26 protein-coding genes are annotated in these 25,673 nt (G+C 55.6%); 8 read left to right on the forward strand and 18 right to left on the reverse strand.

All coding sequences use genetic code 11. The features are described 5' to 3' along the window. The first annotated feature begins 49 nt into the window (after positions 1-49). Positions 50-1,405 carry an MORN variant repeat-containing protein gene (locus LEPIL_RS20525; protein WP_002775678.1) on the forward strand — a complete coding sequence of 452 codons (1,356 nt, stop codon included), beginning with the start codon at positions 50-52 and terminating at the stop codon, positions 1,403-1,405. A gap of 77 nt (positions 1,406-1,482) precedes the next feature. On the opposite strand, the gene LEPIL_RS20530 is transcribed toward LEPIL_RS20525, so the two are convergent. Then, positions 1,483-2,922: a flagellar assembly protein A gene (locus LEPIL_RS20530; RefSeq protein WP_002775680.1), complete on the reverse strand. Its 1,440-nt coding sequence runs from the start codon at positions 2,920-2,922 to the stop codon at positions 1,483-1,485. Between the two features lie 100 nt (positions 2,923-3,022). Between LEPIL_RS20530 and LEPIL_RS20535 the strand changes: the two genes are divergently transcribed. Both LEPIL_RS20535 and LEPIL_RS20540 read left to right on the forward strand, forming a co-directional pair. Beyond that, positions 3,023-3,595, forward strand: a complete 573-nt coding sequence (locus tag LEPIL_RS20535; protein ID WP_002775682.1) for a hypothetical protein — start codon at positions 3,023-3,025, stop codon at positions 3,593-3,595. A 2-nt stretch (positions 3,596-3,597) separates the two neighbouring features. Then, a complete protein-coding gene (locus tag LEPIL_RS20540; protein WP_002775684.1) occupies positions 3,598-4,524 on the forward strand; it encodes a patatin-like phospholipase family protein in 927 nt (308 codons plus the stop codon). Positions 4,525-4,584: 60 nt separating this feature from the next. On the opposite strand, the gene LEPIL_RS20545 is transcribed toward LEPIL_RS20540, so the two are convergent. The 7 genes from LEPIL_RS20545 to LEPIL_RS24080 all read right to left on the reverse strand — a co-directional run bounded on the left by LEPIL_RS20545 (position 4,585) and on the right by LEPIL_RS24080 (position 10,378). Next, complete coding sequence (locus LEPIL_RS20545) at positions 4,585-5,388, reverse strand: RMD1 family protein (RefSeq protein WP_002775686.1); 804 nt, start codon at positions 5,386-5,388, stop codon at positions 4,585-4,587. Further along, positions 5,361-6,509, reverse strand: coding sequence for a hypothetical protein (locus LEPIL_RS20550; protein ID WP_002775688.1), 1,149 nt, complete (start codon positions 6,507-6,509; stop codon positions 5,361-5,363). Before LEPIL_RS20550 ends, LEPIL_RS20545 begins: the two co-directional genes overlap by 28 nt. 185 nt (positions 6,510-6,694) lie before the next feature. Further along, positions 6,695-7,945 carry a hypothetical protein gene (locus tag LEPIL_RS20555; protein ID WP_002775690.1) on the reverse strand — a complete coding sequence of 417 codons (1,251 nt, stop codon included), beginning with the start codon at positions 7,943-7,945 and terminating at the stop codon, positions 6,695-6,697. 39 nt (positions 7,946-7,984) lie between these two features. Then, complete coding sequence (locus LEPIL_RS20560) at positions 7,985-8,977, reverse strand: aldo/keto reductase (protein WP_002775692.1); 993 nt, start codon at positions 8,975-8,977, stop codon at positions 7,985-7,987. A 48-nt stretch (positions 8,978-9,025) separates the two neighbouring features. After that, complete coding sequence (locus tag LEPIL_RS20565) at positions 9,026-9,511, reverse strand: MarR family winged helix-turn-helix transcriptional regulator (RefSeq protein ID WP_002775693.1); 486 nt, start codon at positions 9,509-9,511, stop codon at positions 9,026-9,028. 88 nt (positions 9,512-9,599) lie between these two features. Continuing rightward, positions 9,600-10,244: an alpha/beta hydrolase gene (locus LEPIL_RS20570; protein ID WP_002775694.1), complete on the reverse strand. Its 645-nt coding sequence runs from the start codon at positions 10,242-10,244 to the stop codon at positions 9,600-9,602. Then, positions 10,244-10,378, reverse strand: coding sequence for a hypothetical protein (locus tag LEPIL_RS24080; RefSeq protein WP_281251476.1), 135 nt, complete (start codon positions 10,376-10,378; stop codon positions 10,244-10,246). Before LEPIL_RS24080 ends, LEPIL_RS20570 begins: the two co-directional genes overlap by 1 nt. A gap of 69 nt (positions 10,379-10,447) precedes the next feature. Between LEPIL_RS24080 and alr the strand changes: the two genes are divergently transcribed. Next, entirely contained in the window at positions 10,448-11,587 is a 1,140-nt protein-coding gene (alr, locus tag LEPIL_RS20575; protein ID WP_002775695.1) for an alanine racemase, read from the forward strand. A 12-nt stretch (positions 11,588-11,599) separates the two neighbouring features. On the opposite strand, the gene LEPIL_RS20580 is transcribed toward alr, so the two are convergent. Genes LEPIL_RS20580 through LEPIL_RS20590 form a run of 3 tightly spaced genes read right to left on the reverse strand, consistent with a single transcriptional unit; the run spans position 11,600 to position 14,803 of the window. After that, complete coding sequence (locus tag LEPIL_RS20580; protein WP_002775697.1) at positions 11,600-12,343, reverse strand: lysophospholipid acyltransferase family protein; 744 nt, start codon at positions 12,341-12,343, stop codon at positions 11,600-11,602. A 58-nt stretch (positions 12,344-12,401) separates the two neighbouring features. Beyond that, positions 12,402-13,568 carry a 4Fe-4S binding protein gene (locus tag LEPIL_RS20585; protein WP_143464604.1) on the reverse strand — a complete coding sequence of 389 codons (1,167 nt, stop codon included), beginning with the start codon at positions 13,566-13,568 and terminating at the stop codon, positions 12,402-12,404. Beyond that, a complete protein-coding gene (locus LEPIL_RS20590) occupies positions 13,529-14,803 on the reverse strand; it encodes an NAD(P)/FAD-dependent oxidoreductase (RefSeq protein ID WP_002775702.1) in 1,275 nt (424 codons plus the stop codon). Before LEPIL_RS20590 ends, LEPIL_RS20585 begins: the two co-directional genes overlap by 40 nt. 237 nt (positions 14,804-15,040) lie before the next feature. Between LEPIL_RS20590 and LEPIL_RS20595 the strand changes: the two genes are divergently transcribed. Then, the gene (locus LEPIL_RS20595; protein WP_002775704.1) at positions 15,041-15,415 is read left to right on the forward strand and encodes a DUF4279 domain-containing protein; all 375 of its coding nucleotides are present in this window, start codon (positions 15,041-15,043) and stop codon (positions 15,413-15,415) included. Positions 15,416-15,456: 41 nt separating this feature from the next. Here the strand turns inward: LEPIL_RS20595 and LEPIL_RS20600 are convergent, their stop codons facing one another. The 3 genes from LEPIL_RS20600 to LEPIL_RS20610 are packed head-to-tail and all read right to left on the reverse strand — an operon-like array spanning position 15,457 to position 17,394. Next, positions 15,457-15,993, reverse strand: a complete 537-nt coding sequence (locus LEPIL_RS20600) for a shikimate kinase (RefSeq protein ID WP_002775706.1) — start codon at positions 15,991-15,993, stop codon at positions 15,457-15,459. Between the two features lie 60 nt (positions 15,994-16,053). Then, entirely contained in the window at positions 16,054-16,917 is an 864-nt protein-coding gene (locus LEPIL_RS20605; protein ID WP_002775714.1) for an HDOD domain-containing protein, read from the reverse strand. A gap of 15 nt (positions 16,918-16,932) precedes the next feature. After that, positions 16,933-17,394, reverse strand: a complete 462-nt coding sequence (locus tag LEPIL_RS20610) for a chemotaxis protein CheD (RefSeq protein WP_143464605.1) — start codon at positions 17,392-17,394, stop codon at positions 16,933-16,935. Positions 17,395-17,579: 185 nt separating this feature from the next. Between LEPIL_RS20610 and LEPIL_RS20615 the strand changes: the two genes are divergently transcribed. Next, on the forward strand, positions 17,580-18,908 hold the full coding sequence (locus tag LEPIL_RS20615; RefSeq protein WP_002775725.1) for a TraB/GumN family protein: 1,329 nt from the start codon (positions 17,580-17,582) through the stop codon (positions 18,906-18,908). Positions 18,909-18,988: 80 nt separating this feature from the next. Here LEPIL_RS20615 and LEPIL_RS20620 read toward each other — a convergent pair whose 3' ends face one another. Then, positions 18,989-20,383: a UTP--glucose-1-phosphate uridylyltransferase gene (locus LEPIL_RS20620; RefSeq protein ID WP_002775727.1), complete on the reverse strand. Its 1,395-nt coding sequence runs from the start codon at positions 20,381-20,383 to the stop codon at positions 18,989-18,991. Positions 20,384-20,446: 63 nt separating this feature from the next. Then, complete coding sequence (locus tag LEPIL_RS20625; RefSeq protein WP_002775736.1) at positions 20,447-21,679, reverse strand: glutamyl-tRNA reductase; 1,233 nt, start codon at positions 21,677-21,679, stop codon at positions 20,447-20,449. Between the two features lie 193 nt (positions 21,680-21,872). On the opposite strand from LEPIL_RS20625, the gene LEPIL_RS20630 reads away from it, so the two are divergent. Together LEPIL_RS20630 and LEPIL_RS20635 are read left to right on the forward strand one after the other, a co-directional pair. Beyond that, positions 21,873-22,991 carry an AAA family ATPase gene (locus tag LEPIL_RS20630; RefSeq protein WP_002775738.1) on the forward strand — a complete coding sequence of 373 codons (1,119 nt, stop codon included), beginning with the start codon at positions 21,873-21,875 and terminating at the stop codon, positions 22,989-22,991. Continuing rightward, a complete protein-coding gene (locus LEPIL_RS20635; RefSeq protein WP_002775739.1) occupies positions 22,991-23,509 on the forward strand; it encodes a hypothetical protein in 519 nt (172 codons plus the stop codon). Before LEPIL_RS20630 ends, LEPIL_RS20635 begins: the two co-directional genes overlap by 1 nt. A 124-nt stretch (positions 23,510-23,633) precedes the next feature. Here the strand turns inward: LEPIL_RS20635 and LEPIL_RS20640 are convergent, their stop codons facing one another. Then, entirely contained in the window at positions 23,634-23,972 is a 339-nt protein-coding gene (locus LEPIL_RS20640) for a P-II family nitrogen regulator (RefSeq protein WP_002775740.1), read from the reverse strand. A gap of 31 nt (positions 23,973-24,003) precedes the next feature. Beyond that, on the reverse strand, positions 24,004-25,476 hold the full coding sequence (locus LEPIL_RS20645; protein WP_002775741.1) for an ammonium transporter: 1,473 nt from the start codon (positions 25,474-25,476) through the stop codon (positions 24,004-24,006). Positions 25,477-25,673 lie beyond the last annotated feature (197 nt).

Raw genomic sequence — 25,673 nt, forward strand, 5'->3', positions numbered from 1 at the left:
TCCCTGATATCTCCAGTATCTCCAGTATCTCCAGACCGAGGAAACCTTGATGACAAGAAAACAAATCCCTTTCTCCTTCTCCGGACGCCGGGTTATGGGGCCGATCCTGCTATCGGCCGTCGCCCTGTACGTTCTTTCCTGCGCCTCTGCGACTTCTTACGATAAGGTGAAGCCGGGCGTGAAGTTTCAGATCAGCTGCTCCGATGGAAAGGCGATCCGGCATCATTACTCTCCTGATTCGGGTGAACTGACGGAGCGCGGACCGGTGCTTCTTGCAAAAGGCATGAGCTGTGGTAATGCCGAGGATCTCGACGAGAAGGAGATGCTCAAATTACAGCGCGATGGCGAATGGACGGGCTTTTATAAAGGCACGACGAATCCGCTCTGGAAGGGCCTTTTCAAGAAGAACAAGCGTGAAGGCGTGCTCACCTACTTCGATACAAAAGGAAACAAGTCGAAGATCGTTACCTATGTCGGCGGATCAAAAGAAGGCCCGGAAGAAGGATACTTCGGTTCGGGAGCCATCCGCTACAAGGGCCAGAACAGTGAGGACATGAAGACAGGATTCTGGGAAGAGAAGGCGTCTGATAAGTCTGACTGCGTCACAAAGGGCAACTACGCGAAAGACGAGAAGACCGGTCCCTGGGAAGAATGCTCGCAGGACGACAAGAACGACACATGGTACGTCAGCTTTCGCGGAAGCTACGCACAGGGGTTGCGCGACGGTCCGGTCGAGGTCTTTCATTCAAACGGCGAACTGCTTGGCAAAGGATCTTACAGAGCCGACCTTGCCTGTAAGGCAAGTCCGCCGCCTGAAGGCGTCGATGCATGCGGACGCAGAACGGGACGCTGGGTGCTCTATCATCCGTCCGGAAAGCTTGCCGCCGAGGGCGAATATGACGGAGCGACGGGCAAGCGTCGCGGTACATGGACCGAATACTATGCATCGGGCGATAAGATGGCGATGGGCCAGCGCAATCATACGCGCGAAGGGATCTGGACCTTCTATAAAAAAGGCGGCGAGATCATGGGTCAGTACGGCTTCAAGGGTAACGATGCGATGATCAGCTATTGCGTTATCTATGAGAAGGGCGTTAAAAAGGAAGAAGGCCCCTGCATGGGAGCGCTGATCAAGTACGAGGCCGAGAAAGACGAACTCAAGCTCGCAGGGCGTATGATGCAGTCCGATCTGTGGAAGGGGTATCATCCGGGCGGAGCAAAGGCCTGGGAGGGCACCTACGTTACCGGACAGAAGACCGGCATCTGGAAGTTCTTCAATGAAGGCGGCGCTCTGATCGGTCAGGGAGAGTTTCGCATGAACAAGAAGGTCGGTCCCTGGAAGGAGATGCAGAACGGCCGTATGGTGCAGATCGAATACGACGACTTCGGTAGACCCAAGAAGTAAAGTAAGTCGAAAGCGCACTGACAGGAGAAAAGGCCCGGATTTCGGGCCTTTTTCGTCAGCAGTCGACCCGGAAACGCCTAACTCGGATACGGTTCGTACTTCGGAGCGGTGCGGTCGGGAAAGAAGGTCAGTACGACATGATGCACGGGGGCCTGGATCTTCTCGATGCCGCCTTTGAAGTGAAACTCCGTTCCGGGAAGGATGGCGTCTTTGACGAAGATCTTCACAGGAGCGCTGTTGCGACGCGAATTCTGCACCGTTGAAAAAAGAGCCTTCTTCTTCTCGATGGCCTCGCGTACCTTATGATACTGCTGCACGCGTTCTTTCGCCTCTCTCTTCAGATCGTCGCTGATGCGCGCGGCCGTTAGCCGTGTCAGCTTCTCTTTGAACTTGCGCAGATATTCGGCCAGGGCGACGATAGTCTTCTCAAGCTCCTGTATCTCGTCTCGTAGCGTATGATAGATCTGCTGATTGTGATAGTGCAATCCCGGATAAAAGATCGTTCGAATCTCGTTCTGATTGCCGATGCGCGAGACTTTCAGATCAGAAAAATGCAGGATCTCACCTCCGGCAATGACCGATGAATCGGGTTCGCTCAGGTCAATGGTACCGTGAGAGATGACGGTGCTTGCCAGAATCGAGCGCCGCAGATGAATAGAGCCGTCGCAGATAACGTGGCTGTTCTCGATGAAGTCGGCTGACAGATCGCCGCCGCAGAGTATATGTCCTTTACCGCCGGAGTTGATGCCACCGGCTACAGTGATGTTCCCGGCGACGCGTAGAAAGCCCGTTTCTACAAGGCCTTCGACGGTCAGATCCTTGCCGGCAAGGATCTCCGTTCCGCGATCGACGTTGCCGCGAATGATGATGGACAGATTATAAGAGAGGTTGCCCGTTTCGAGGCCGGCGCTACCTTCAATGATCAGCTCGGGCGAAACAAAGAAGGTCTCGCCTTCATGTTTGAAGATGCCCTCAATAGCGGCAAGATATTCGATGGAGCCGGCCTCGCCCTGTTGTGACTGCAGATGATCGCCAGGCCTTACCGGAGCAGGGGTAGGCTCGCGGGCATCGACGACCTCTCCGAAGACGTTGATGCCGTCCTTGCCGCGCACAGGCGGATGAACGCGTGCTATGAGCTGGCCCTTTGCCACAGTCTTGTAGCGGCGGATGTTTCGAAAGTCCGTGCGGCCATCTTCGCGTACCTTGATCTCGGGCTCGTCAGTGATAAAGAACTCAGCCCGTCCGTCGATCGATTCGCCGGGAAACATGCCCTGGGCGACGACGGCCTGGAGCTTCTGCCTGTCCTTCATCGTGCGGATCTGAGCGGTAAGCCGGTCGATGGCCTCGTTGATGATGCCGTATTTAACGCCCTGGTCGGCGAGAAGCTGTAGAATGGTCGCCTCACTGAACGACGGATCGGGGCCTCCCTGATAGGTGGCTACGGCCTGCAGGTTGCCGTTCTCTAACGACAATCTGACGGGTGTAGAGCGAGACGATTCCTGATTCTCCGTTGTCATAGTGCTGGACAGCTTCCCTGATTCCTGTACTGTGCAAACCATCGGCTGAAACAAGAGATTTTTTGATCTCTTTTCTTATATTCCGTCCGATACAGGTCTGATGAGTCATTTTATTCTCATTCTCTGGCGCGCTTGCAAAATCACGGGTGCATTGTTGCCTGCGCGCAAAATTCGCGGGCTGTATGCTGTTCTCTGCCTGCTGACGGCAACGTCACTTGCAGCACAGACATCTGAAGAGCCCGACCCATCGCAACTGGCCCGTGATTTCTATAATGGCTATCTTGATTCGCTTCCCGATCCGCGCAAGCAGCAAAGGGCGCTGCTCGAGCAGAACCTGCTTAAAAGTCTGAAGCGCATATTGCCCAAAGAAGACCCTTTTGATGGCAGACAGGTCGCCGACGGTCTCCAGGTCTCTGATCTGGCCTTTGCCCGGGTGCAGCGCACCGATCCCTTTGTGCGCGGCATCTTGAAAGAGCTTCCTCATCTTAAAGAAGAGGAGTTCATGTACATCGTACGATTCGGATCTTATATGGCCTTCCTCTGTTACCGGGCTGATCCGATGAAGTTTCGCGTCGACGAGACTCCGAACTATATGCTGATCAAGAAAAAGCCCGCATCTGACGGCGAAAAGGAGCAGTCGACAGAGGATCATCAGAAAAATCAGGCACAATAAGTATGTCGAGAGAAGTTGCCTTTCGCAAAAAGCCGCGCCGTGCCCTTATCCTATCCGGAGGCGGGGCGCGCGGAGCCTACCAGGCCGGCGTCCTGAAATACCTTAAAGAGATCGAATGGGAGCCCGACCTTGTCTGCGGCACCTCGGTCGGCGCCATCAACGCTACGGCCATCGGCTGCGGCCTTGATATCTATGAGATCATCAATCTCTGGAAGTCCATCGAGCGGGGACGCGTTTACAACGTCTCTTTCTGGAAGCAGTTGCAGTATTATTTTACCCGCCGCGGCTTTGTGCCGCTTATGGAAACGGAGCCGTTACAGCAGCTCATCCTCGAACGCATGGATCTCCGGCGGCTGCGCAGGGCAGAGAAGGAGATCGTCATTACGGCCGTCAACATCCTCAAAAGCCGGCTGAAGTTCTTCAACAACGCCGTTATCGACATCGAGCATGTGATGGCATCAAGCGCCATTCCGGTGCTCTTCCCGTGGCAGTATATCGACGGCGAGCCGTACTGGGATGGAGGCGTCATGGCGAACACGCCCATCCTGCCCGCCCTTGAGCGCGGCGTGAAGGAGATCATCGTCGTCCTGCTCTCGCCCGTCGGCGGCGCTCGCCTCGACCTTCCGTCAACAAGGCGCCAGGCCATCGAGCGCGTCTTCGAGCAATCGCTGATCGGTTCGTATCAGGCCTTTATGGCGCATCTATCGTGGGAGCAGAAGCTGAAAGGAGAGACGGGATTCTTCGAACGTCTGGCCCGGCGCACGCTGACGATGGGTGACGTACGTATCGCCACCATCGCCCCGGATCGCATGCTCGGATTTCAGTCGCTTCTGAATTTTTCGGCCCGTCAGGTAGACGTGCTTCTTCGCGCCGGATATAACGACGCCCGCACGCAGCTCTCTCTTTTCTTTAACCGAACTGACGCCTGAGCGGGGCGAAAAAGTGAGGTGTGAAACCGCAACCTCTCAGTAGTTTACGTTCGTGAAAGGTCAATGGCCTTTCACGAACATCTCATACAGCGTCAGTATAATCTCGAAAACGATCAGGATGACGATGTACCACTCGACGCGCAGAGCTCTCCAGGTCTGAAGCAGATCAAGCACGGTTTCGGCCGTGCGCGAGATAAGGGCAAGCTTGCGTTCGAGAGCGATCTGTCTTTCGCGCAGCTCATACTCGTCTTCCAGGCGCCCGTATAACCCTTCGAGGGCCGGCGAATCCCAGAGCACCTCGGGTTTCTCGCCGACCTCGACGCGGCCCACCATCTTCTGTTCGATAAGTAGAGACTCGCCGATGTGACTCAGCAGTTCCTTCGCTCGTTTATGATAGCGCCCGCGTCCTTTAATCTCGACGGCGAGAGGTTCGATGGAATCGAAGGCCTCGGCGACGCGCGGTTCATAATGCGTCAGGACGGCGTTTCTTGCCAGGATCTCGGCGATGACCTGGATACGTTCCAGATCGACTTCTTTCAGGTAACAACGACTGCCCTTCATGCCTTCACGACCGTCGGCCTGAACGCGAATCTCAAGCTCTTCGGCGTCCGCGTGTTCAAAGCGCTGGGAGAGAAGGCCCTCAAGCTGTCGCAGAAACGACACCTCTTCCAGAGCAGAGAGGTTAAACAGCACGACGACACCGTAACGGAAGACGACGGCGCAGCCCGATTCGCCGGCCGTAAAGGTCAGAGGCGTGATACCCAGAACCGACGCCGTTTCAAGCGAGCGTGTTTCGATGCGCTCGGCTATATAGATGGCGCGGGCGCGAAAGGAACTCAGATCTTCCAGAGGAAATCCGGACATAAAGCCGTATTAGCGTCAGAGTCCTTGCTGGCAAGCGATGCAAGCAGAAGTTCGCGACTCTGCTGAGCGCCTTTTTCCAGATGATGAGGACGGGCACACATCATCGTCGTTTCCTGGATATCGCGAAGAGCGGCGGCGCTTATGCCGGCTCTTTCGGGACTTTCCAGGATAAGCAGTATCTTTGCAGCGAGGGCCTGCACGAGCTCTCCGCCCATCTGTAAAGCTCGCTCGGCCGTCAGTCTGGCCGCCTGTGCGTTTCCCAGAAACAGATGGGCAAGCATCCAGTAGCAGGCCAGAACCGGCATCCTCGACATCATCGGCAATTCCAGCTCCCAGTCCATCATCGACGGCGCAAGCCTCAGCTCCCGCGTGAAACCGGGAATGGGATTCAGCGACGTATGTCCGTAAAGCCAGTAGGAGCGCCGGCGCAGGACGGCCGGGTCAAGATACCAGGGACGCTCCATCAACTCCTCTCGCGCAAGATACTCGAATGCCTTCAGACGGCCTTCAAGGTGGTCGGGATCAAGGGCAAAGTCGACCGGTCTGCCCTTGAATTCGCGAAACCACTCTGAAATCTCATAGAGATTCCAGCGGCGCATGAAGAAGTGCAGCAGGGATGGATAACGCTCTTCGACATCGGTCGAAACCGGATTCACGACAAGAACTTCAAGGGCCTGATTCCTGTGCGGCAGCAGGCTGATGCGGCATCCTTCTTCGTCAAACGGAGCGGCGCCCGGAGAGTACAGACCGGTGCAGAGGAACTCGACGCCCGACTCCGTCTGAAGAAGGCGATCGAGAAATCTCGAAGCATCGCCATCTGTTTCATAGAAAGAGGAGGGCAGAGAGGCGCAGGATTTGATTCCGGAATCTGCCGGCGTAAAGTCCGTCCAGGGCCTTGAGACCGGAAGAACGCTCGCCGCCATGCGCAGCTCCTCCCACTCGGCGGCGCCGGCAGGAGGAGCCCATCCCATCAGAGAGGAGAAGCGATCAATAAGGGAGCCGGCGCCATCGGGCTTCAGATTGAGAAAACGCTGCCGGTCGTCGTCACGATAGAGGAACGAGGCGGCCAGCATACCGGCCAGTCGGCCATGCCACAGCTCATCGGGATCGGGCAGAAGCATCGTGCAGCATGCTCTCACACTGAGTCAACAAGGCTGTAGCGAGGTTTTTCCGCCTTTTTCAGAAAAAAGTGAACCCGCTCGCTCTCGGACCGTAGCAGCCTACCGAGAATTTCGGCTGCTGGCATCAGAAGTACCCCTCAAAAGAAAACACGGATGTCCCTGTTGAGATAGCTTGAAACGAATGCTCACCGTAAGAATTGCAAGTCATGCCAGTGCCAGACTCTCTCGGGTTGTCTGTCCACGCTGACCGGCAGCGCATTCCACTGGCTTGTGCCGATAGAAACGGCCCCTCGATAGTGAACAAAGCAGGAGAAGACGACTGCAATCCCCAGCAGGATTCGTCTTCCAGAGGGACGGGTATCGACGACTTCGACGCCAATCGAAGGGATGAGGAGCAGGACGAGACCTGCACTCTGTTCCGCAAAGGCTCGGGGACCAAAGGAATAGCCGAACCACCAGTTCGGATTCATAGAAACGATAATCCAGTTCAGGAAAAGAGCCATGGCAAGCATCTGATAGAAGGCTCGATTCCCGGCGTCCGCCCGCCGTGTAAAAGAGAGGAAGGCTCCATGCAGGCTGAATATGGTAAACGGCATCAAAGCAACGAGTCCGCGGTTGGGACTGACCAGGTTGCCCGAAAGGGCCTCCCATGGTTTGAGCCCGAAACGCCCGAGGTTATGAGTGAACGTGTCACCCGAAAAATAACCTGATACGGGCAGGAAGAAGGGCACCGATATCGTAAGTAGGAAGGCGAGCGCAAGCGAGATAAGAGCGGATCGATCTCGCTTGCGCCATAGATAGATCGCCAGTACAGGGAAGAACAGACCGGCGGTCGGGCGCGAGAGGACTGCCAGGAGCAACGCCGCAGGCGCCGCCGGACGAAAGCTCAGGAGCAGCAGGAAAGTAAGTAGAATGAAAAACTGCGAAGCGTTGTGAGACCAGAGGCCCCCCGCGTGCAGGGAAAGCTGAGGTGTCGCAAGAGCAAAGATCCCGGTCAATAAAAGACTGAAAGCGATTCGACCGGTTAGCTGAAAGGCCAACAGATAGAACAACAGAGCGGACAGGGCTGCGATGGCCCGGGAGACCCGTGCCGCTGTGATGAAGTCATTCTCCAGCGACCGTTCGGAAAAGGGACGGATCAGGTCGAAGAGATAGACGAAAGGAACGGCAAGCAGAGAGGGCCCCGGAGGGAAGTAGTTGTGCCACTGTCCGTCTTGTCCGACGACCATCCAGTTCCCTTTCCGGCGCTCCGCCGCTATCTCTTCGGAATAATCCGGCGCCAGGTTGAAGGACCCTCTTTCCATAAGGCTTCGCGCTACCGGGATGTACCAGAAGTTATCGCCGTGGTTATATACGGGTGGAACGGCCGCCCTGGAGTAGGTGAAGAAGAGCAGAGCGGTAAGAAAAAACGCTGAGAGGATATGGAACGGTTTCATGAGCTTTTGCAAATATCAGGCTATCGACGAAGTCGCTCGCTACCCGTTAATCCCTTTCATGCCCGCTTCCGGGTAGCGATTACCTGCCACTTTCTGCGGATCAAAGAGCTCGTCCAGCTTGCGTTTCTCTTCCGGTTTCAGCACGATTTCAATAGACTGTAGATTCTCGTCGATTCTGCCGACTCTCCGTGTGCCGGGGATGGGAACGATACGGTCGGATTGAGCAAGCACCCAGGCAAGGGCAAGCTGAGCCGGTGTGACGCCTCTTGTCGTCGCCATGCTCTGCATACCTTCCAGCAAGGCCTGGTTCCGGGCCATATTCTCGCCGTTGAATCGCGGAGAGACCCTGCGAAAATCGTCCGCTGCCAGCTCATCCGTCTTCGCGATCGTTCCGGTCAGGAATCCGCGGCCGAGCGGGCTGTAGGCGACAAGGGCAATATCAAGCTCTTCAAGAACTGGGAGGAGGGCTTCCACCTCTCTTGTCCACAGCGAGTACTCCGTCTGCAGAGCCGTGATGGGATGTACGGCATGAGCGCGACGGATGGTCTGCTCTGATGCTTCGGATAACCCCAGCCATCGCACCTTACCCTCCTGAACAAGCTCTGCCATGGCGCCAACCGTCTCTTCGATGGGCACGGAGGTATCGACGCGATGCTGGTAGTAGAGATCGATATGATCCCGTTGCAGACGTTTCAGACTGGCCTCGCAGGCGCTTTTTACGTATTCGGGGCGACCGTTAATGGTGCGTTCATAGCTTCCCGGCTTTCTCTGAATTCCGAATTTTGTGGCGAGACGAATTCCGCTGCGATCCCCCGAATACGAGGCAAGGGCTTTGCCGATCAATTCTTCATTGTGTCCCGAACCGTACATATCGGCGGTATCAAGGAAGTTGATGCCTTTATCCAGGGCGTGGTGAAGCGTTTGCGTCGATTCGGCATCGTTCGTTTCGCCATAGAATTCGCTCATGCCCATGCATCCGAGCCCGATAGCCGAGACGGAAGGGCCTTTTTTTGAGAGGTATCGTGTTTTCATTGTTACTCCATTTATTGCGGTCATCCGAGAAAACGCATGACTCGTTTTTCAAGCGACGGCGATCTTCTTTAAGAGGCCCTGCAGTTGTGTGCGTTCGGCTTTGCTCATCTCAGAGAATATCGCGCTGATCCTTTTATAGTGTGCGGGAAGGGTTTTCTCCATAAGCAGATTGCCTTCTTGCGTGATCGAAACAAGCGCCTCCCTTCGTGAATGCGGCGAATCCCTTCGATGCACATATCCGTCGCGCTCCATTCTTGAGACCAGGCCCGTCATCGTAGGATTCGAGACCCCGATGCCTCTGGCCAACTGAGAAAGCGTCATGCCCGCCGGATGGCGCATGAGCAGGATCAGAATAAAGAAACGACTCTGCTGCAACTCTCGTTCAAGCAGAAAGCGATTGAGGTCCTCTTCGAGGCCGGCCGAGATCTGCAAAAGAGCAAGCCAGGCCTCAAGGGCGCTCTGATCCATCTCTTTGAATCTCTTTCGAAAGCTCTCAATGGTCTGCCGATCCGGGAAGTCCTTTAACTCGATCATATCTCGCTGCCATTCTCCAGTTGATGCTTGAAACGTTTAGCATGCTAAATATAGTCGCCAGAAAGCGCAGGGCGATTCTTTTTTCGGCTCAGTTGAAGAATAGTGTTTCGAGGAATGACTTGAATGCCTGCATCTCTTCGAGGCAGAGCGAATGATCGATTGGGTATTCGTGAAAGCTCAACGTAACGCCCGCGCTCTGTAGCATGAATGCATGATCCTTTGATGTTTCAAAGGGAAGTACCGGATCAAAGAGGCCATGGGCCATAAAGACGGGGGTTCGGCGTCCGGCATCGCTGATCTCATCGGTGGAACCGAAGAAATAGCCCGACAGCGCTCCGACGCCGGCGAACTCACTCTGTGCGCGAAGAGCGGTATAAAGCGAAACGACCGCTCCCTGACTGAAGCCCGAAAGCACGATGCGGTTTTTCGGTACGTGCGGCATGTCTTCGTTATCGGAGCGCAGTCGTTCGGCGATCTCTTCAAGCAGGCGTCTTGAGTTCTTGAGTCCAGGCTCCTGTCTGCCGTCGAGGTCGTACCACTTTGTGCCGACGACGTAGGGGTCCGGCGCATTCAAGAGCAGGGTGTGTATGCGATCGCCAAGCAGAAGGTCGGGGAAGTCGCGAAACGACTCCATCCGATCACCAAGGCCATGCATGACGATCAGAAGCGGAGCGTTGGATTCAGCGGATTCGAAAAAGAGGTTGCGCAGAGGGAGATCAAGCGATCGGACCATCAGGTCGTTTCGGTGATCTCTTTAAATCCGGTGCTGCGGCGATGAGCAGCCTTCGCTTTGCTGCGCAGAGCCCGCTTTTCTCGCTTTTTCTGGAGGTTGATGCGGGTTTTTCTTGAAGTACGGAGCTTTTTCACGGTCGTTTCCCTCGGGTCGGTACAGAAATTCCGCTGGCCGCTACAGAGCAAGCCGAATTTCTGTCTTCGATGCTTCATCGCGTCGAAATCAGTCGCTCCGCTCTGCTTCAGAGCGTTGAACAATACCGCTCCGTCATCGGCCGCTCGCAATTCTACGCCATCGTAAAATCCAACGCCTACGGGCACGGCCTGCGCCACTGCGTGCAGATCCTTTCCCCGGCCGTCGACGGGTTTGGAGTGAACCATATCTCTGAGGCCGTCCAAGCCTACGATCTCACCGATCGCCCGTTTCTCGTTATGGGCCGTTTTGACGCCGATGAAGCCCGGCAGCTGCTTGATCTCGATGCCTCACGTATTACCGTCGTGCTCTCCGATATCGATGAGATCCGACAGCTCTCTGAGCTGCGCCCCGATCTGCCTTTTCATCTGAAGATCGATACGGGCATGGGTCGGCTGGGGCGCCGCGGATCATTGCTCGATCGTGTCTTCTCGTATCTTGAAGAACATCCAGATCTGCGCTGGACGGGCATCATGACGCACTTTGCAAACGTCGAAGACGTCACCGACCAGTCCTTTGCAGAAGAGCAGCTGCGTTTATTTGAAGAGGCCTGGCAGAGAGCGCAGGTCGCCGCGAAGGGCAGGCCTCTGATTCGCCATGCGGCGGCATCGGCGGCGGCGATGATTCTGCCGCAGTCCAGGCTTGATCTTGTCAGGGTGGGTATCTCCCTTTACGGGCTCTGGGCGTCACAGGCGACAAAGCTCTCGCATCTATCGTTAGGCGGACCTCATCTGCAGCTGCGTCCGGCGCTGCGCTGGATAACGAAGATCGTGCAGATCAACGACCTGCCTGCCGCTTCAAAGGTCGGCTACGGATGTACGTATCAGACACAGCAGGCTTCTCGTATCGCCGTTCTGCCCGTCGGTTACAACGAGGGCTATGATCGGCGTCTATCGAACCGGGCCTATGTCGTAATCGGCGGTCGGCGAGCGCCCGTCGTCGGTCGCGTCTGCATGAACATGATCATGGTCGACGTCACGCATATTCCCGATGTGCATGCGGGGATGGATGCCGTCTTGATCGGCCGCCAGGAATTGGACGGGCATTCCGATGAGATGACGGCCGATGCGATGGCCGAGCTCTCCGGTACGATCAACTACGAGACGACGACGCGTATCCATCCCGACCTGAAGCGCGTCGTCGTCGATTGACGGCCGCAGTTCTCAGATCTTTTCGCCGCGAAGCAGGCGATCCCGGGCCTCTTCGCATCGCTTCTGGTTCTCAAGCAGCTTCACTTCGACAAGGGCCCGGTACTCTTCAAACTGATCTTCATCGAGCTCTCGCGGAATATGGATGGGCTCGCCAAACGAATTAATCAGCGTTCCAAAGGGCATGGGCACGCGATGCGAATCCCAGGACCTGGCTACCTTCTGTCGCGTCGATTCATAGTGAGCGGGAACGATGGGAATGCCGCAGGCAGAGGCGGCGGCGATGATGCCCTGCTGTACTTTGAAGGCCGGTCCGCGCGGGCCGTCGGGCGTGAAGGCAAGACGGCTGTTCTGCCGCGCCACACGAATCATGGCCTTGAGAGCGGACGTGCCTCCGCGCGACGTGCTGCCGCGAATCGAACGATTCCCGAACGACTTCACCACCCTGTCGATGAGATCGCCGTCCTTTGACTTCGAGATAAGAACGTAAACGTCCATACCTCTGTAGAGGATGGGGCTCATGTAGACGTTACAATGCCAGATGCCGAAGATGAACGGCTTATTCTCTTTGATGAGCGAGGTTACGACGTCTTTACCAAGATAGACCTTGCGCGAGGTCAGCAACGTGAAGCGCTGAAACATCGTGATCAGAAAGATGCCGACCACTTCGAGGATGCGCTTTCGCAGAGGCTTTTGCTCCTCTATGTCGGCATCGCTCATTTCTACCGTCGTCTGACCGTCTTTCGCTGTTTCGTTCATCGGAATGCAGATTCAATAAAGGCCCGGCCGTGCCAAGCAAAAAGAGAAAACGGCCCGGTCATCGTCGGGTCGTTACGATCTCATGCTTGCTCTCGACGATCTGTAACCTGCCCGATTCGAGGCGCAGCACTCCGCGCGGGCAGACGGCAGAGCAGATGCCGCATCCTACGCAGGACGCCCGGATGATATCCTCCCGGTTCTGTGCGTAGGCGCGCACGTCGATGCCCATCTCGCAGTAAGTGGAGCAGTTGCCGCAGCTGATGCAATGCCCGCCGTTTGTCGTTATGCGAAAGCGAGATAGCTTCACCTGAAGCATGCCCAGGATGGCCGCCATCGGACAGCCGAACCGGCACCAGATGCGCGTTCCGAGTAGCGGATAAAAGCCGACGCCGATCACCCCGCTGAAGATGGCTCCGATATAAAAACCATACCATTCGGCCAGAGACTGCGAGAATCGACCGAACACGCTCCCCGATGTCAATGAGTTGATCCAGAGCAGGGCCGTGACGATGACGATGAGGCCCAGAATCGGATAAATCGTCATACGCTCCAGCCTCCAGGCGGCGCTGCTTTTATTTGAAAGATGCCGGAACGAATCGCCTGCGGTATTGGCTAACCCTCCGCATCCGCAGACCCACGAGCAGTACCAGCGCTTCCCGAAATAATACGTGAGGACGGGCGTGGCCACAAAGCTTAAAAAAGCGGCGACGATGAGAAAATACACGCCGGTGCCGCCGTAATGGGTCCAGGTATACGGATACAGATATTCGGGCTTTAAAGGCCAGAAGTAGCTGAAATAGAATTCAGGCTGCTTGAAGAGCACAAGCAGGTTGGGCAGCAGATAGGCGAAGCCCAGTTGAAAAAGCATGACCGATAGCGTTCGCACGATCTGATACGGTACGGTTCGGTAACGATGCAACATGCGAGCACCGAATACAAGAACGGCAACCGTGTAAAGCGTGCCATAAAAGAACCACTGATCGGCAGGGCGTCCGCGCAGCGTCTGTGACAGGGATTCAAGGTGCCCGTAGACGTTAGCCTGCATCCACAGCTGCACGGCTCCTCCGGCGATGCGATCGCCGAAATAGATGACGACATAGAGAAGGGTAAGAGCGGCGGCAAGCCCGTAGGCCGCTACACCGCGAGAGGTCAGGGAGCGAAACATCACGCCGTTGTTGTCGGGGATCATGCGACCTCCCTGATACGGCCGTTCAGGCGTCGCCATCCGCCCGAAAACTCCGGATCAAAGCAGAGCTCGGATAACGATTGCATGACCATCTGCACCCGCGCTCCCTCTGCGATCAGACGTTCGGCACAGTCCTGACGCAGACGCAGGCCGAGCGTATTGATGCCGATCAGATGGTCGCCGTCGAAGCACAGGCGAAGAAGATGCCGTTTGCCCTGCCGTTCATCCTGATAGAGAAAAGATCGCCCGCCCGTCACCTGACCGGCCACGATATACTCCAGCGAAAAGAACTTCGCCGAATTATAAAAAGGCTCGGGCGCGTACGTGCCGGCGCCGTCCGTCCACTGAGCGACGAGCGTCTCTGCCTGGTGACGTGCCGTATACCAGAGCTGTTCGATCCGACCGTCGATCTGTGCACAGTCTCCGATCGCATAAACATCCGGGGCCGACGTGCGAAAGAAGCCGTCCACGATGACTCCGCGATCAAGCGTAATGCCCGACGACTGCAGGGCGGAAAGATTGGGCTGCACGCCGATGGTCACGCCGGCGAGGTTAGCCGGCAGGTGATCATGATCTGTGGTTACGGAACGAAGGCCGCCGTCAGCAGACCCTGTCCCGGCTTCTGAGTCGCCGGACTCCGATTCATTAAAAGAGAGCACCTGCCTGTTATACAGAACCTTTACATGCCGCTCGATCTCTTTTGAAACGACGGCCGACTCTTCAGGCAAAAGCACCGAGTTCCAGTAAGAGGCTTCGCGCACAAGCATCGTGACCGGCTTCTTACGAGAGTGAAGCATCTCGGCCAGTTCGACGCCGATCAGGCCTCCGCCGATAATACAGGCCGGGCCGTCTGTCGAAGCAAGGCGACTTTCGAGGCGGATCAGGTCGCCTCGATGATACAGGCCCTGGACGCCCTCAAGTGATTCGCCGGGCACGTTCAGGCGATGGGGCACAGAGCCCGTGGCAATTACCAGGCGATCGTAAGTAAGATCTGTCGGCTGCCCATTGTCAGCTGCATACTTTACGACTTTCTCTGTCGTATCTACATGCCGCACCGATCCCTGAATCAGATCGATTCCTTTATAGCTCTTACGTTCATGAAGCTCGGTCTGACGGTCGGTCAGATGCCCCATAAAGGCATACATTAGAGCCGGCCTGGAAAAGGGATACCGCGCTTCTTCAGAGATCATCGTGATCTGCATATCAGGGTCCTGTCGGAGCAGACGGGCGACGGTTGAGCCGGCAATGCCGTTTCCAAGAATGAGAGTATGCATCGTTCGTTATTCGAGAGTAGACATGCATCTGTGGCAAGGGAAAAACCGGAAGCCGTAGGACCCCGTTTCCATTTCCCTGCCACCGAAATACTGGAGGAAGATCATACCTCTCTTCCTCTGTGTCCTCCCAACCTCTGTGGTTATACTCTTTTCTCTTGCGAAATACTTGCCTGATCCCTTTCTCTCGGACCGGAAAAATCCTTGTGCCCGGGACGGCAGCGGCTGAGCTGCAATTGCATGAGCGAATCGACGGGATGGGCCGTTTTTTTGATTCAGGGTCGCAATCTTTCCACCGAACAGCTGGAGAGCGCCCTTCACATGAAGCCCGATTTTCTGCGCGAAGGTCGCGACGGCATGCGACACTGGCAGCTGAACAGCAGGCTTTCGGGAAGGCACTCGATAAACGAGCATGTCGAGGATCTGCTCAAGCGCCTGTTGCCCGTACGCAAGGCCGTGCGCTCGTTGCCGGCCGGTCTTGAGGCGCGGTTTATCTGCTCGGTCATCACTCGCAACATCAGCCGCGGATCTTTCGAGCTTCCTGGCAATCTGCTTCTGCTCATCGGTTCTTTACAGTGTGTGCTCGAAGTCCATTTCGACGTAACGGAAGATTGAGGCCGGACAGATGCAGGAGCCGGTCGTGAGAGTTCGTGGCCTCAGCTCTTATCGCGAAAATGAAAGAGCAGCTCTTCGATGCCTTCGTTGACGTCACGCCCCGAAAGATCGAGCACGTAGTCGGCGGCCTTCTCATACCAGGGCAGGCGTCGGCGCAGCACGGCCTCGTAATCGGCGGCCAGTGTCGGTCTGTGGCTTGAGTCAAGCTCGCGCGAAAGCAGCCACTGCACGCTGCGCTTCAGATAGATCGTCGTGCATTTCTCGCGAAGAAGAGCGGCCTTGCGTTCAGAGAAATACTCGGAGCCGTCGGCGTCTACATCGACAAGGATTCCGCCGCCGCAATCGATAACGACTGCCGGCATGCCGGCCACTTTTTCAAGAAGCCTGTACTCGCGTTCGCGAAAGCCGGCCCAGCCTTCGGCGGCGACGATATCGCGTATGGGTAATCCGCCCGCCTCGTACGATATCAGCGTATCGGTAGAGAGCAGAAGCCGGTCCAGTCGCTTGGCGAATTTGCGCGAAAGGCGCGATTTTCCCGCTCCGCGCGGACCGATAAAGGCAAAGTTACGCAATGTCATCCCGTCGTCCCGCATATCACAAGTGATCTCTGCAAAAGCATCCGTGCCGTTTTTTGAAACCTAAATGTCGCGCAGCTCTTTTAACGATTCAAGCAGCTCGGGCAGATCTTCATAGTAGGCCCTGATATTTGCGTCCGTCAGGCCAAGGGCGGCGACGGCATCGGTGCTCAGATGTTCGGATAACCCTCCCGCATCGACGCCGATACCGGCCGACAGGGTGATCCAGTTCGCCACATGAATCAGGTTGGTGAGCTCGGGATTCATCTTCGCCTTCTCGGGCGTGTAGTTATACAGCGCCGCCTCGACAAGCTCCGACGGGAAGTTCCATTTTTTGAGTAGGATGGCTCCGACCTCGCTATGATTGTAGCCCATGTATTTCTTTTCAAGCTCGGTGAAGCGCTGATTCGGATTCTGCTTCGTCTCCATCGAGATCTGCACGTATGCCTTGCGAAAGACCTGCGAGAGCACGACCTTGCCGACGTCGTGCAGAAGCCCGGCCGTGAAAGCGACATCGGCCGGCGTTTTCGTCTTGCGATCCTCGGCGATTTTCGAAGCAAGAGAGGCGACGACGATGCAGTGATCCCACATGTCGCGCTCTTCAAGCCTGTAACCGGTGACGGGTTGCTTGAGAATGCCGCGCGCCGCCGAGACCATGACGATATCTTTCACCGTTTTCAGACCGAGGATCACGATGGCCTCGTGAACGGATCGTATCTCCCGTGACGGATGATAGTAGGCCGAGTTCGAGATGCGCAGAATATCGGACGTGAGCCCGAGATCCTTCGAGATCTCTTTTGCGACGGCCTGAAAATCGGCGTCGGGATCACGCACCATCTGCAGCACTTTATGTACGATATCGGGAAAAGAAGGTAAACGCTCCAGATCGCCGAGTAGCTGATCGATTTCCTGTTTGAGTTGAGACATGATGCACCCTGTATTTCAAGCTTTGTAGATGTAGCGTTCCTGCGTTCCGCTGCGCAGCAGAATGCGGCCGTCGTCGAGAAAGAAGGTGATCGTGCGACCGCTGCTTCCCCCCACATCTTCTTCTATGATGGCGATGCCTTCTTTTTCAAGGGTCGCCCTGCTCACGGCGACGTTGCTCTCGCCTATGTTATGAAAGAACTTTGATTTATCGGCATCAAACATCGAGGCTCCGCCGAAAAGACGGGCCGTCAGATTCGCTTTATCGATGCCCTGGCGTTGCAGCTCGCGAAGCAGCTCTTCGATAGCCGTGCGTGCATACTTGCCTTTTTGCGCGATCTTTCCCGCCGGAGGTTCATCGAGCAGGGCATGGCACATTCCGCCTGCGCGATCTTTTTTCGAATAGAGTACGATGCCGACACAGGAACCGAGCGTGGTACGCAGAGCATCGGGATGCTTTGCCGTCTTCCACTCAGACACGCCGACATGAATGACACTGCTGTTTTCCGTTTTCAGGGCCGATCTCCTGAGATTGGGGATGGGAGCAAGCTCCGATCTTCACCGTATCAGGCGACGACAACTCCTGTCAAAAAGAAATCATCGGTGATTGAAACTTGTGGAAAAAGAACGCACGCCCGAGAAACCGGTGCAATTCAGAGAGATCTATGGCTTCCATTGCAAAGAAAAAGACAACTCCAGCAAAGAAAAAGGCAACACCGCCCCGAAAAAGCTCCGTCACCGGAGTGAAAGGCCCTTATGAAATCCTCACCGTCGGCACCGACGAGGTCTTCGTGCTCGGTACCGCGCATATTTCGCGATCGTCGGTCGAAGATGTAGAGCAGGCCATCGCTAAATGGAAGCCCGACGTGGTCTGCGTCGAACTCTGCAGGCCGCGACATGAAGCCCTGCTTGATCCCGATCGCTGGAAGAAGATGGATCTGACGAAGGTCATTCGCGAGAAGAAACTTGCGCTGCTTGCAAGTAATCTCATCCTCTCTTCTTTTCAGAAGAAGATAGGCGACCAGACGGGCGTGCGTCCCGGCGAAGAGATGCGGCGCGCCTCAGAGCTTGCGCGCGAAAAGGGCCTGGAGCTTGTCTTTATCGATCGCGAGATACGCACGACGCTTTCGCGGGCCTGGGCGAAGGTAGGCTTCTTTTCAAAGATGTGGCTGAGCAGCTATCTGCTCACGTCCCTTCTTGTAAAAGAGGAGGTCAGCGCCGAAGAGGTCGAAGAGATGAAGCAGAAGGACGTGCTTGAAGATCTCTTCTCGAATCTGCCGCGTCAGTATCAGAGCGTTAAAGAGGTGATCCTCGACGAACGCGACGCCTACCTGGCCGAGAATACACGTCGCGTCGCCCTGAGCCATGCAGAGGTCGAGCGACACGATCATGAGACGAAATCCTCTTCTAAGAAAAAGCGTCGCATCCTCTCTGTCGTCGGGGCCGGGCACCTGCCGGGCATCCTGCGTACTCTGAAAGAGAACCGCCCGGTCGATTTAGTCGAGCTGCGCACGATTCCGAAGCCGCGGCCCTGGCGGAATCTCTTTATCTGGATTGGCGCCTCGATCTTTCTGTTTCTTGTCGGCCTCTATATTACGTTAGGCGGTCAGGAAGCGGCCGAGCAGGCGCTGCTTGCCTGGGTCGTCGCGCGAAGCGCCGGCGCCGGCATCGGAGCCGTTCTTTCCGGGGCGCATCCGCTGACGATCCTCGCTACAGTCGTTATGGCACCTATCGTTCCGCTCATACCCGGTTCCAGGCTCTGGATGTTCTCGGCCCTGGTCGAGGTCTGGCGTCGCAAGCCGCGCGTCGAAGACTTTGAGAATATCGCCGACGATACCGAAACGGCATCGGGACTGTTCCGCTCCCTCTACAAGAATCGCGTCGTGCATCTGTTCTGGGTCACGTTTCTTGTTTCAATGGGGTTAACGATCGGTAACCTGGAGATCCTGCGCCGCATCCTGACCGGGCTTTTTACACAGATCGGCTGGATGTAGAGAGGGGCGGTCAGATGAGGCCGCCCGACGAAGCCGCCCGGGGCCCTATCTTCCCGTAGAAGCCATATTTGAGATGGCGTTTAGCCGAGTCGCGTGATCGAAACGGCGGTCGGAAGCGGATTCTCAAGCGCCACATCACCCTCGATATCGGCCGGCACATCAAAGATCACCGCACCCTTCACGCTGAGCCGACGACACTTGAGAAGAGACGGCACGACGGGAACAAGATGCTCGAAGTCGTCGATCTTCTTGTAGTTATCATCGAGCACGACGACGGGCTCTTCTCCCTTTCGGTCGGGATGCAGCACAAGCGCCCCATCGTCGTCGATCATGCAGGCGTCGCTGCGACGCACAAGCAGATCGGAGCAGTTCTTTACCGGAGCGAACCGGCTTCGCGGAACGCGCACCACGCCCGTGCGCGCAAACTGACCGATGCCCGCTCCCATAGCGCATTCAAGCTGAAGCACCTTCGTTCCGCGCGTCTCTTTCGGGTTCACGATCAGCGAGAGATCAAGAGGCCCTTCGCTCATACGCTCTTTCAGGGCGATCAGATCGATCCACAGGTTATTAATGTTGAAATCGGCGAAGCGTTGCGTATTCTCGAAATCCATCTTATTGGCCGGCGGCACCTGCGCCGTTTCAAGAAGCTGAATGCGTCCCGTCTTCGCATGCCTGAAAAGCACGCCGCCTTTAATATCGGCCGCCGTCTTCGGCGTCACCTCGCTCAGGAACTGCAGATCACGACGTACGAATTCGGCGAGAATGCCCGGATGAAAGGTCGCCCCGAGGTTGTCGCCGTTTGATAAAAAGGCATATCGGATGCCGCGCGAAAGCAGCTGATCGAGCAGGCCCGACACCTGAAGAGCCGGGAAGATATCGCCGTGTCCGGGCGGGCACCAGTCCTCGCCGTCCGTGCCGTCTCCGATCGGGAGCAGGGTCGTCGCATCAAGCCTGGGCACCCTGTTCTGCACAAAGGTGGAAGGCACATCGCCGTTCAGCTTAGCGATGCCTTTATGCTTTCGCGTCGCCTCATCGGTATTAAATGAGTTCATGAAAAGCAGGGGAATATTCGCTCCGCTTTTCTTGCGAAGAATCTGCAGCTGCTTCAGAATGATATCGAGAAAGTTCATCCCATCTCGAACGGGCAGAAGCGTTTTCGGACCGGCCAGGCCCATCGACGTTCCCAGGCCTCCGTTCAGTTTAATGATGACGGTCTTCTCAAGCATCCCCTTCATGTCGGCATCGTTTATATCCACGGAGGGAATCGTATGCAGGTCGAAGATCTCTTCGCGCTTCAGATCCTTGATCTCTGCAAAGTCGATGAGGCCCGTTTCGCCCGCATGCACGCGCCTGACCTTCGCGAGAAAATCATCGAGTACGATGGCATGCAATCCGGCGGCCTTCATGCGCGCAGAGATGCTCTTCTCGATCTCTTCGAAGGGAAGATGTGCAAAGGAAAGATGTGCGAAACTCATAAAGAGAGACTGGCAGGCCAATCCTGCGTGTCAAAAGGAATTTCGTCGTGTTAGAAAAGCGGATCAGTTCTGGCCGTTTTTATCGTAGTAGAACTTGAGCACGCGCTCCACGCCGACGCGGTGGATGCGATTCATATCACGGTTAAAGCGGATGGCCCAATCATGCAGGATGCGACGATCGCGGCTGCTCAGATGCGCGAGGTGTCCGTTCAGTAGAAGCTCAAGCTTTTCGCGCGAGCGATCGAGAACGTCTTTCTGGAATTCGCGAAGCACCGGCGCCGAGACCTGGGCGATCCACTCCGCCTCAAGTCTGTACTTTGCCTCTTCCACATACGACGACGCCTTTGCCGCCGCCTCTTCGCGCCGGGCACGATTCTCTTCAAGCCGACGCTTGATCGTTTCCAGGCCGATAAAGCGGCAGAGCGGCTTTGCATCCTCTGCCGTATCGGCGGGCAGGGCAAGGTCGACGATGACGGGCTTCTGCCCGTGAAGAGTGTTCAGAGATGAGAGCAGGGAGGCCGTAAGCACAGGCTCGTTTGATGAGGTGGCCGTAAGAATCGCACGTACCGGACCGACGGCGCCCGGATTGGCGACGAACTCGTCGAAGGAAAGCGTCTGCGCATGAAGCGAGGCGGCCGTATCGGCGATCTTTGACACGGTGCGGTTCACCATCACAAGCTGACGTCCGCCCCATTTATAGATATACTCGGCGCCGGCCTTGCTCATAGGGCCCGAACCGATGACGACGATGACGCCTTCAGACGAAGCAAAGCCGCCCAGAGCCTCTTCCATATGCCGGACGGCCAGTGAAGAAATCGAAAGCGGAAGGTTGGCCGGAATATGGCTGCGGATCTCTCGCGACTCGCGAAAGACACCCTGAACAAGCTGATGCAGATGCGTATCCAGCGAGCCGGTCTCAACGGCCTGACGCACGGCCTCTTTCAACTGATGGCGGATCTCGGTCTCACCGAGAACCATCGACTCAAGGCCAGAGGCCAGACGCAGCAGATGCGTGACGACGGGACGTCCCGTCAGATGAGCAGGCGTAATGCCGTGTGTGGGCGGCAGTTTTTCAATCAGAGTATCATAGAAATGCAGATGTTTCGCCGGATCTGCGATCGTATAGAGGATCTCGACGCGATTGCAGGTGGAGAGCAGCAGAACGCCGTCGACCTTTTCTTCAAGGCCCTGCATCAGATCAAGCAGTTGCAGAAGGTCGAAGCCCTTCCAGCAGCTGAGATCGCCGAGGTTTTCGGTCATGTCGTGACTGATGCGGATGAGGCCAAGGCGATTCATCAATTCTCAGCGTAGCGTACATAGAATCGGAGTTGTCAGAGAGTTGTCAGAAGTTATCATTACCGGTTATTTTTGAGACTCAGTCTCAAAAAGTTCTGGGATGCTCCATGCTTTACCTCTCCTACGATTATTTGTTCCGCTCGATCAGGAAAACTCTGGACGACTGGAAGCATGGGCTCGATTTATTGAATACATGATAGCCAGCATTAAACTGGATAACTTCACCGTTTTCGGTTCAGAAACGATCGAATTCTCAGATGGGATGAATCTGATCGCTGGCGAAAACGGTACCGGTAAGAGTCATCTGCTCAAAGTCGCTTATGCCGCTTTTGAAGCGACCTGGAGAACATATCGTCAGGCCTCTCTGCTTAATACGGCGAGTACGGCAATCAGTAAGGCCGGAGACGAAGCTTCAACAGCTTATTCCGTTTCTCCCTCCAGAGAAGCATTGCAGAAGGCGCTGGCTGAAAAACTGGACGGCGTTTTTAAACCGGAGTCAATCGGACGACTCTGTGGAAAAGGGCGGGGCCGCCAGTCCAGCACAGTGAGCGTCTTCTTCAAAAAAAGCGCAACTCCGGTTACATTCAGTTTCGCCACCAATAGCAAATCCAGTGTCGGCTTGAGCACTATACCAGAAGAGATGGAATCCAGTGGGCCGGTCTTCATTCCAACAAGAGAAGTACTGACTCTCTATCCTGAAATCATCAGCCTTATAAAGAGGAGTACCATCCAGATTGACGAGACCTATTTTGACCTGGCGGTAGACCTGGCCGGTCCCTTGAGTAAGGGCCCCAGGCTGAAGGAAGTAGCCGAATTCGTCGGGCCTCTCGAAGAAGCGATGAAGGGAAAGATACGGGTCGAAGGATCACGCTTCTACCTTGTTTCGGAGGGGAAGGGACGAATGGAAATGCCCCTTGTTGCCGAAGGCGTTCGCAAGCTTGCCATGATTGCATACCTGCTTCTTAATGGCAGTCTCGGAAGTCGTTCAACCATTTTCTGGGATGAACCAGAGACGAACCTGAATCCAAAGCTCCTGAAAGAAGTCGCCCGGAGCCTTGTGGCTTTGAGCGAACATGGCATTCAGATCATTGCAGCAACACACAGTCATTTTTTCATGAAAGAGGTAGAAATTCAGAGGTCTCGGCAAAAAGCCGGCAAGGACATCCGCTTTATCAATCTTTTCTTTGGAGAGGACGATCACGTTTATCAAGAATCTGGTGCTGCACTTTCTGATCTGGATCACATAGCAGCACTGGACGAAATCCTATCCCAGGATGACAGAGATCAGGCATTATTCTACGAGACGGTTTGATGATCCCAATCCAGGAAGGCCAGATCACCCTAAAATTTCGCGATGAAACCGGGGCCTTTAAATATGACGAGGATCCGTTTTACCAGAAATCGGTGAGGAAACTTCCCGAAACAAAAGGCGTCGATATCGTCGTTCCTGGAGCACCGAATGGATACTACCTTGTCGAATTAAAGGATTTCCGCGGACATCGAATTGAGAACAAAGCCAGGATAACAAACGGGGCGCTGGCCGAAGAAGTGGCACAGAAGTTTCGGGATACGATTGCTGCCCTGTGGGGGGCATGGCGGACCGACAACATCATCGGCAATGATACACTGTTCTCAAACCGAAGTCTCCGAGTCGAAGGAATTCTATTGCTTGCAGAAGACGTAGATCGGCCCGAATCCGGAAAGCGGGTGCGAGGAATACGTATCAATTTAAAGACAAAACTGGAGAATCTCTCGAAATTTCTGGGCATTCGAGTGAATATTGTTACGGAAGAGGAGTTCCGCCAACGCTACGCACATCTTCTGATCTGATCGCCGCCCGATTCCCGCTGCACACTTCCAAAAATGCAAAGGGCGAGATCACTCCCGCCCCCGCAATATCAAATGTGCCTTCTACGCTTGTAGAAGCCTCCAGAACAACCTCTGGAGCAAATCCTCAGATCGCTGCGCCGCCCATCTCACGTGTGGAGATGCGGAACACTTCTTCGAGAGGAAGGACGAAGACCTTACCGTCGCCGGGTTTGCCCGAGAAGCAAACCTTTTGAATCGTATCGGTCGTCGGCTTCACGAAGTCATCGTTGCAGGCGATCATGATCATCAGTTTATTGACGAACTTCACCTGTACTTCCTGACCGCGGAAGATCTCTTTATGTCCTTTCTGGCGTCCGAAGCCGCGCACGTCCATCAGCGTCATACGGGTAACGTCGACCTTCTCAAGTTCTACCTGCACCTCGTCAAGTTTGTGGTGCGGGATGATGGCAATTACCATTTTCATACTGTATACCTCTTAATAATCGCAGGCGAGCTTATCGAGCCCGGGCCTGGAAGTCAGGATAAGCCTCGTTGCCGTGCTCGCCGATGTCAAGGCCTTCAATCTCTTCCTCTTTCGAAACACGAATACCGAGGGTGAACTTGAGGATAGCCCAGACGATGGCCGAAGCGGCGAAGACATAAACAGCGACGACAGCGATGCCTTTCAGCTGGACCAGAGTCTGATCAAGCATGCCGAGGCCGGTGGGAAGGGCGGCAACCGTCGTGGCGATGTCGTTGTTATAGAACAGTCCCAGAGCAAGCGTTCCCCAGATACCGTTGCCGAGGTGAACGGGAATCGCACCGACCGGATCATCGATCTTCAGTTTATCCAGAAGCAGCGTCAGGAAGACGACAAGCACGCCGCCGATCGCTCCGATAATGGCGCCGGACGTCATAGTAACAAAGGCGCACGGTGCGGTGATGGCCACAAGACCGGCAAGCAGGCCGTTGATCAACATACCGATATCAGGCTTACCGACAAGGATCCAGGCGGTGATCATAGCAGTGATGGCACCTGTCATGGCGGCGATGTTGGTGATGACCATCACATAAGCGATAGCCGAGCCGTCGCCAGCCGACATCGTCGAGCCGGGGTTGAATCCGAACCAGCCCATCCATAGAATGATGGCGCCCAGAGAGGCAGAGGTCATGTTATGGCCCTGGATCGGGAAGACCTTGCCATCGATGTATTTTCCGAGACGCGGTCCGAGAAAGAGAATACCGGCAAGTGCGGCCCATCCACCGACTGAGTGAACGACAGTAGAACCGGCGAAGTCGCGAAAGTTGTTCGAGCCGAGGAATCCACCGCCCCAGATCCAGTGACCGCTGATCGGATAAATCACGGCGACAAGGATGAAGCTGAAGATCAGGAAAGAGGTGAACTTGATACGCTCGGCAACGGCACCCGAAACGATCGTTGCGGCCGTTCCTGCGAAAACAAGCTGAAAGAAGAACTTCGCCCACAGCGGAATCGGAGTCCAGTTGATCGAATTATACACACCCTCGTAAACGGCGGTGGAGAACGGATTCATGGCCTCGTAGCCCGCGCCGAGAGCCGGCGAGTTATCCGCGCCCGAGACGAAGAACAGACCCTGCGTTCCGAAGAAGGCGTTTCCGTCGCCGAACATCAGGCCCCAGCCGATGATCCAGAACGACAGCGTGGCGATGCCGAAGACGACGAAGTTCTTGGCAAGGATGTTGACCGTGTTTTTAGAGCGGTTAAATCCGGACTCAACGAGGGCGAAGCCGGCGTTCATCCAGAACACAAGAATACCGGCAATGAGCACCCATACGGTGTCAAGGCCGATGCGAAGAGCCGAGGCTCCTCCGGTGAGATCATCCAGCACTTTGGTAACATCGACCGTTGCAGGCGGTTCGTCAGCCAGTAAGAGTCCGGGGACAGCAAGACAGAAGAAGAGGACGGCTGAAAGGGCCGGTCTTCCCGTCGATTTGATCCAGCGTTTCATAGACTTTAGATTTCTCCTTTGGGGGAGCATATGCTCCAGGAGAATGATTGCAAAGAGCGTACCAATCGAGCGGAGGCCTTCTGTCGCTCAGTACGGACCAATCAGAGCAATGTGCCGTTTTTTATAGCAAACTGCACCCGCTGTTTTGTGTGCAGAACAGGCGATCAGAGCGGATGTTGTCGGTCACGGCAAAACGC

The organism is Leptonema illini DSM 21528 (assembly GCF_000243335.1).
Taxonomy (GTDB): Bacteria; Spirochaetota; Leptospiria; order Leptospirales; family Leptonemataceae; genus Leptonema; species Leptonema illini.

Coding starts and splice junctions, on each gene's coding strand:
- LEPIL_RS20525 (WP_002775678.1), top strand. CDS start 50: ATGACAAGAAAACAAATCCCTTTCTCCTTCTCCGGACGCCGGGTTATG.
- LEPIL_RS20530 (WP_002775680.1), bottom strand. CDS start 2,922: ATGACAACGGAGAATCAGGAATCGTCTCGCTCTACACCCGTCAGATTG.
- LEPIL_RS20535 (WP_002775682.1), top strand. CDS start 3,023: ATGAGTCATTTTATTCTCATTCTCTGGCGCGCTTGCAAAATCACGGGT.
- LEPIL_RS20540 (WP_002775684.1), top strand. CDS start 3,598: ATGTCGAGAGAAGTTGCCTTTCGCAAAAAGCCGCGCCGTGCCCTTATC.
- LEPIL_RS20545 (WP_002775686.1), bottom strand. CDS start 5,388: ATGTCCGGATTTCCTCTGGAAGATCTGAGTTCCTTTCGCGCCCGCGCC.
- LEPIL_RS20550 (WP_002775688.1), bottom strand. CDS start 6,509: ATGCTTCTGCCCGATCCCGATGAGCTGTGGCATGGCCGACTGGCCGGT.
- LEPIL_RS20555 (WP_002775690.1), bottom strand. CDS start 7,945: ATGAAACCGTTCCATATCCTCTCAGCGTTTTTTCTTACCGCTCTGCTC.
- LEPIL_RS20560 (WP_002775692.1), bottom strand. CDS start 8,977: ATGAAAACACGATACCTCTCAAAAAAAGGCCCTTCCGTCTCGGCTATC.
- LEPIL_RS20565 (WP_002775693.1), bottom strand. CDS start 9,511: ATGATCGAGTTAAAGGACTTCCCGGATCGGCAGACCATTGAGAGCTTT.
- LEPIL_RS20570 (WP_002775694.1), bottom strand. CDS start 10,244: ATGGTCCGATCGCTTGATCTCCCTCTGCGCAACCTCTTTTTCGAATCC.
- alr (WP_002775695.1), top strand. CDS start 10,448: ATGCTTCATCGCGTCGAAATCAGTCGCTCCGCTCTGCTTCAGAGCGTT.
- LEPIL_RS20580 (WP_002775697.1), bottom strand. CDS start 12,343: ATGAACGAAACAGCGAAAGACGGTCAGACGACGGTAGAAATGAGCGAT.
- LEPIL_RS20585 (WP_143464604.1), bottom strand. CDS start 13,568: ATGGCGACGCCTGAACGGCCGTATCAGGGAGGTCGCATGATCCCCGAC.
- LEPIL_RS20590 (WP_002775702.1), bottom strand. CDS start 14,803: ATGCATACTCTCATTCTTGGAAACGGCATTGCCGGCTCAACCGTCGCC.
- LEPIL_RS20595 (WP_002775704.1), top strand. CDS start 15,041: ATGAGCGAATCGACGGGATGGGCCGTTTTTTTGATTCAGGGTCGCAAT.
- LEPIL_RS20600 (WP_002775706.1), bottom strand. CDS start 15,993: ATGACATTGCGTAACTTTGCCTTTATCGGTCCGCGCGGAGCGGGAAAA.
- LEPIL_RS20605 (WP_002775714.1), bottom strand. CDS start 16,917: ATGTCTCAACTCAAACAGGAAATCGATCAGCTACTCGGCGATCTGGAG.
- LEPIL_RS20615 (WP_002775725.1), top strand. CDS start 17,580: ATGGCTTCCATTGCAAAGAAAAAGACAACTCCAGCAAAGAAAAAGGCA.
- LEPIL_RS20620 (WP_002775727.1), bottom strand. CDS start 20,383: ATGAGTTTCGCACATCTTTCCTTTGCACATCTTCCCTTCGAAGAGATC.
- LEPIL_RS20625 (WP_002775736.1), bottom strand. CDS start 21,679: ATGAATCGCCTTGGCCTCATCCGCATCAGTCACGACATGACCGAAAAC.
- LEPIL_RS20630 (WP_002775738.1), top strand. CDS start 21,873: ATGATAGCCAGCATTAAACTGGATAACTTCACCGTTTTCGGTTCAGAA.
- LEPIL_RS20635 (WP_002775739.1), top strand. CDS start 22,991: ATGATCCCAATCCAGGAAGGCCAGATCACCCTAAAATTTCGCGATGAA.
- LEPIL_RS20640 (WP_002775740.1), bottom strand. CDS start 23,972: ATGAAAATGGTAATTGCCATCATCCCGCACCACAAACTTGACGAGGTG.
- LEPIL_RS20645 (WP_002775741.1), bottom strand. CDS start 25,476: ATGAAACGCTGGATCAAATCGACGGGAAGACCGGCCCTTTCAGCCGTC.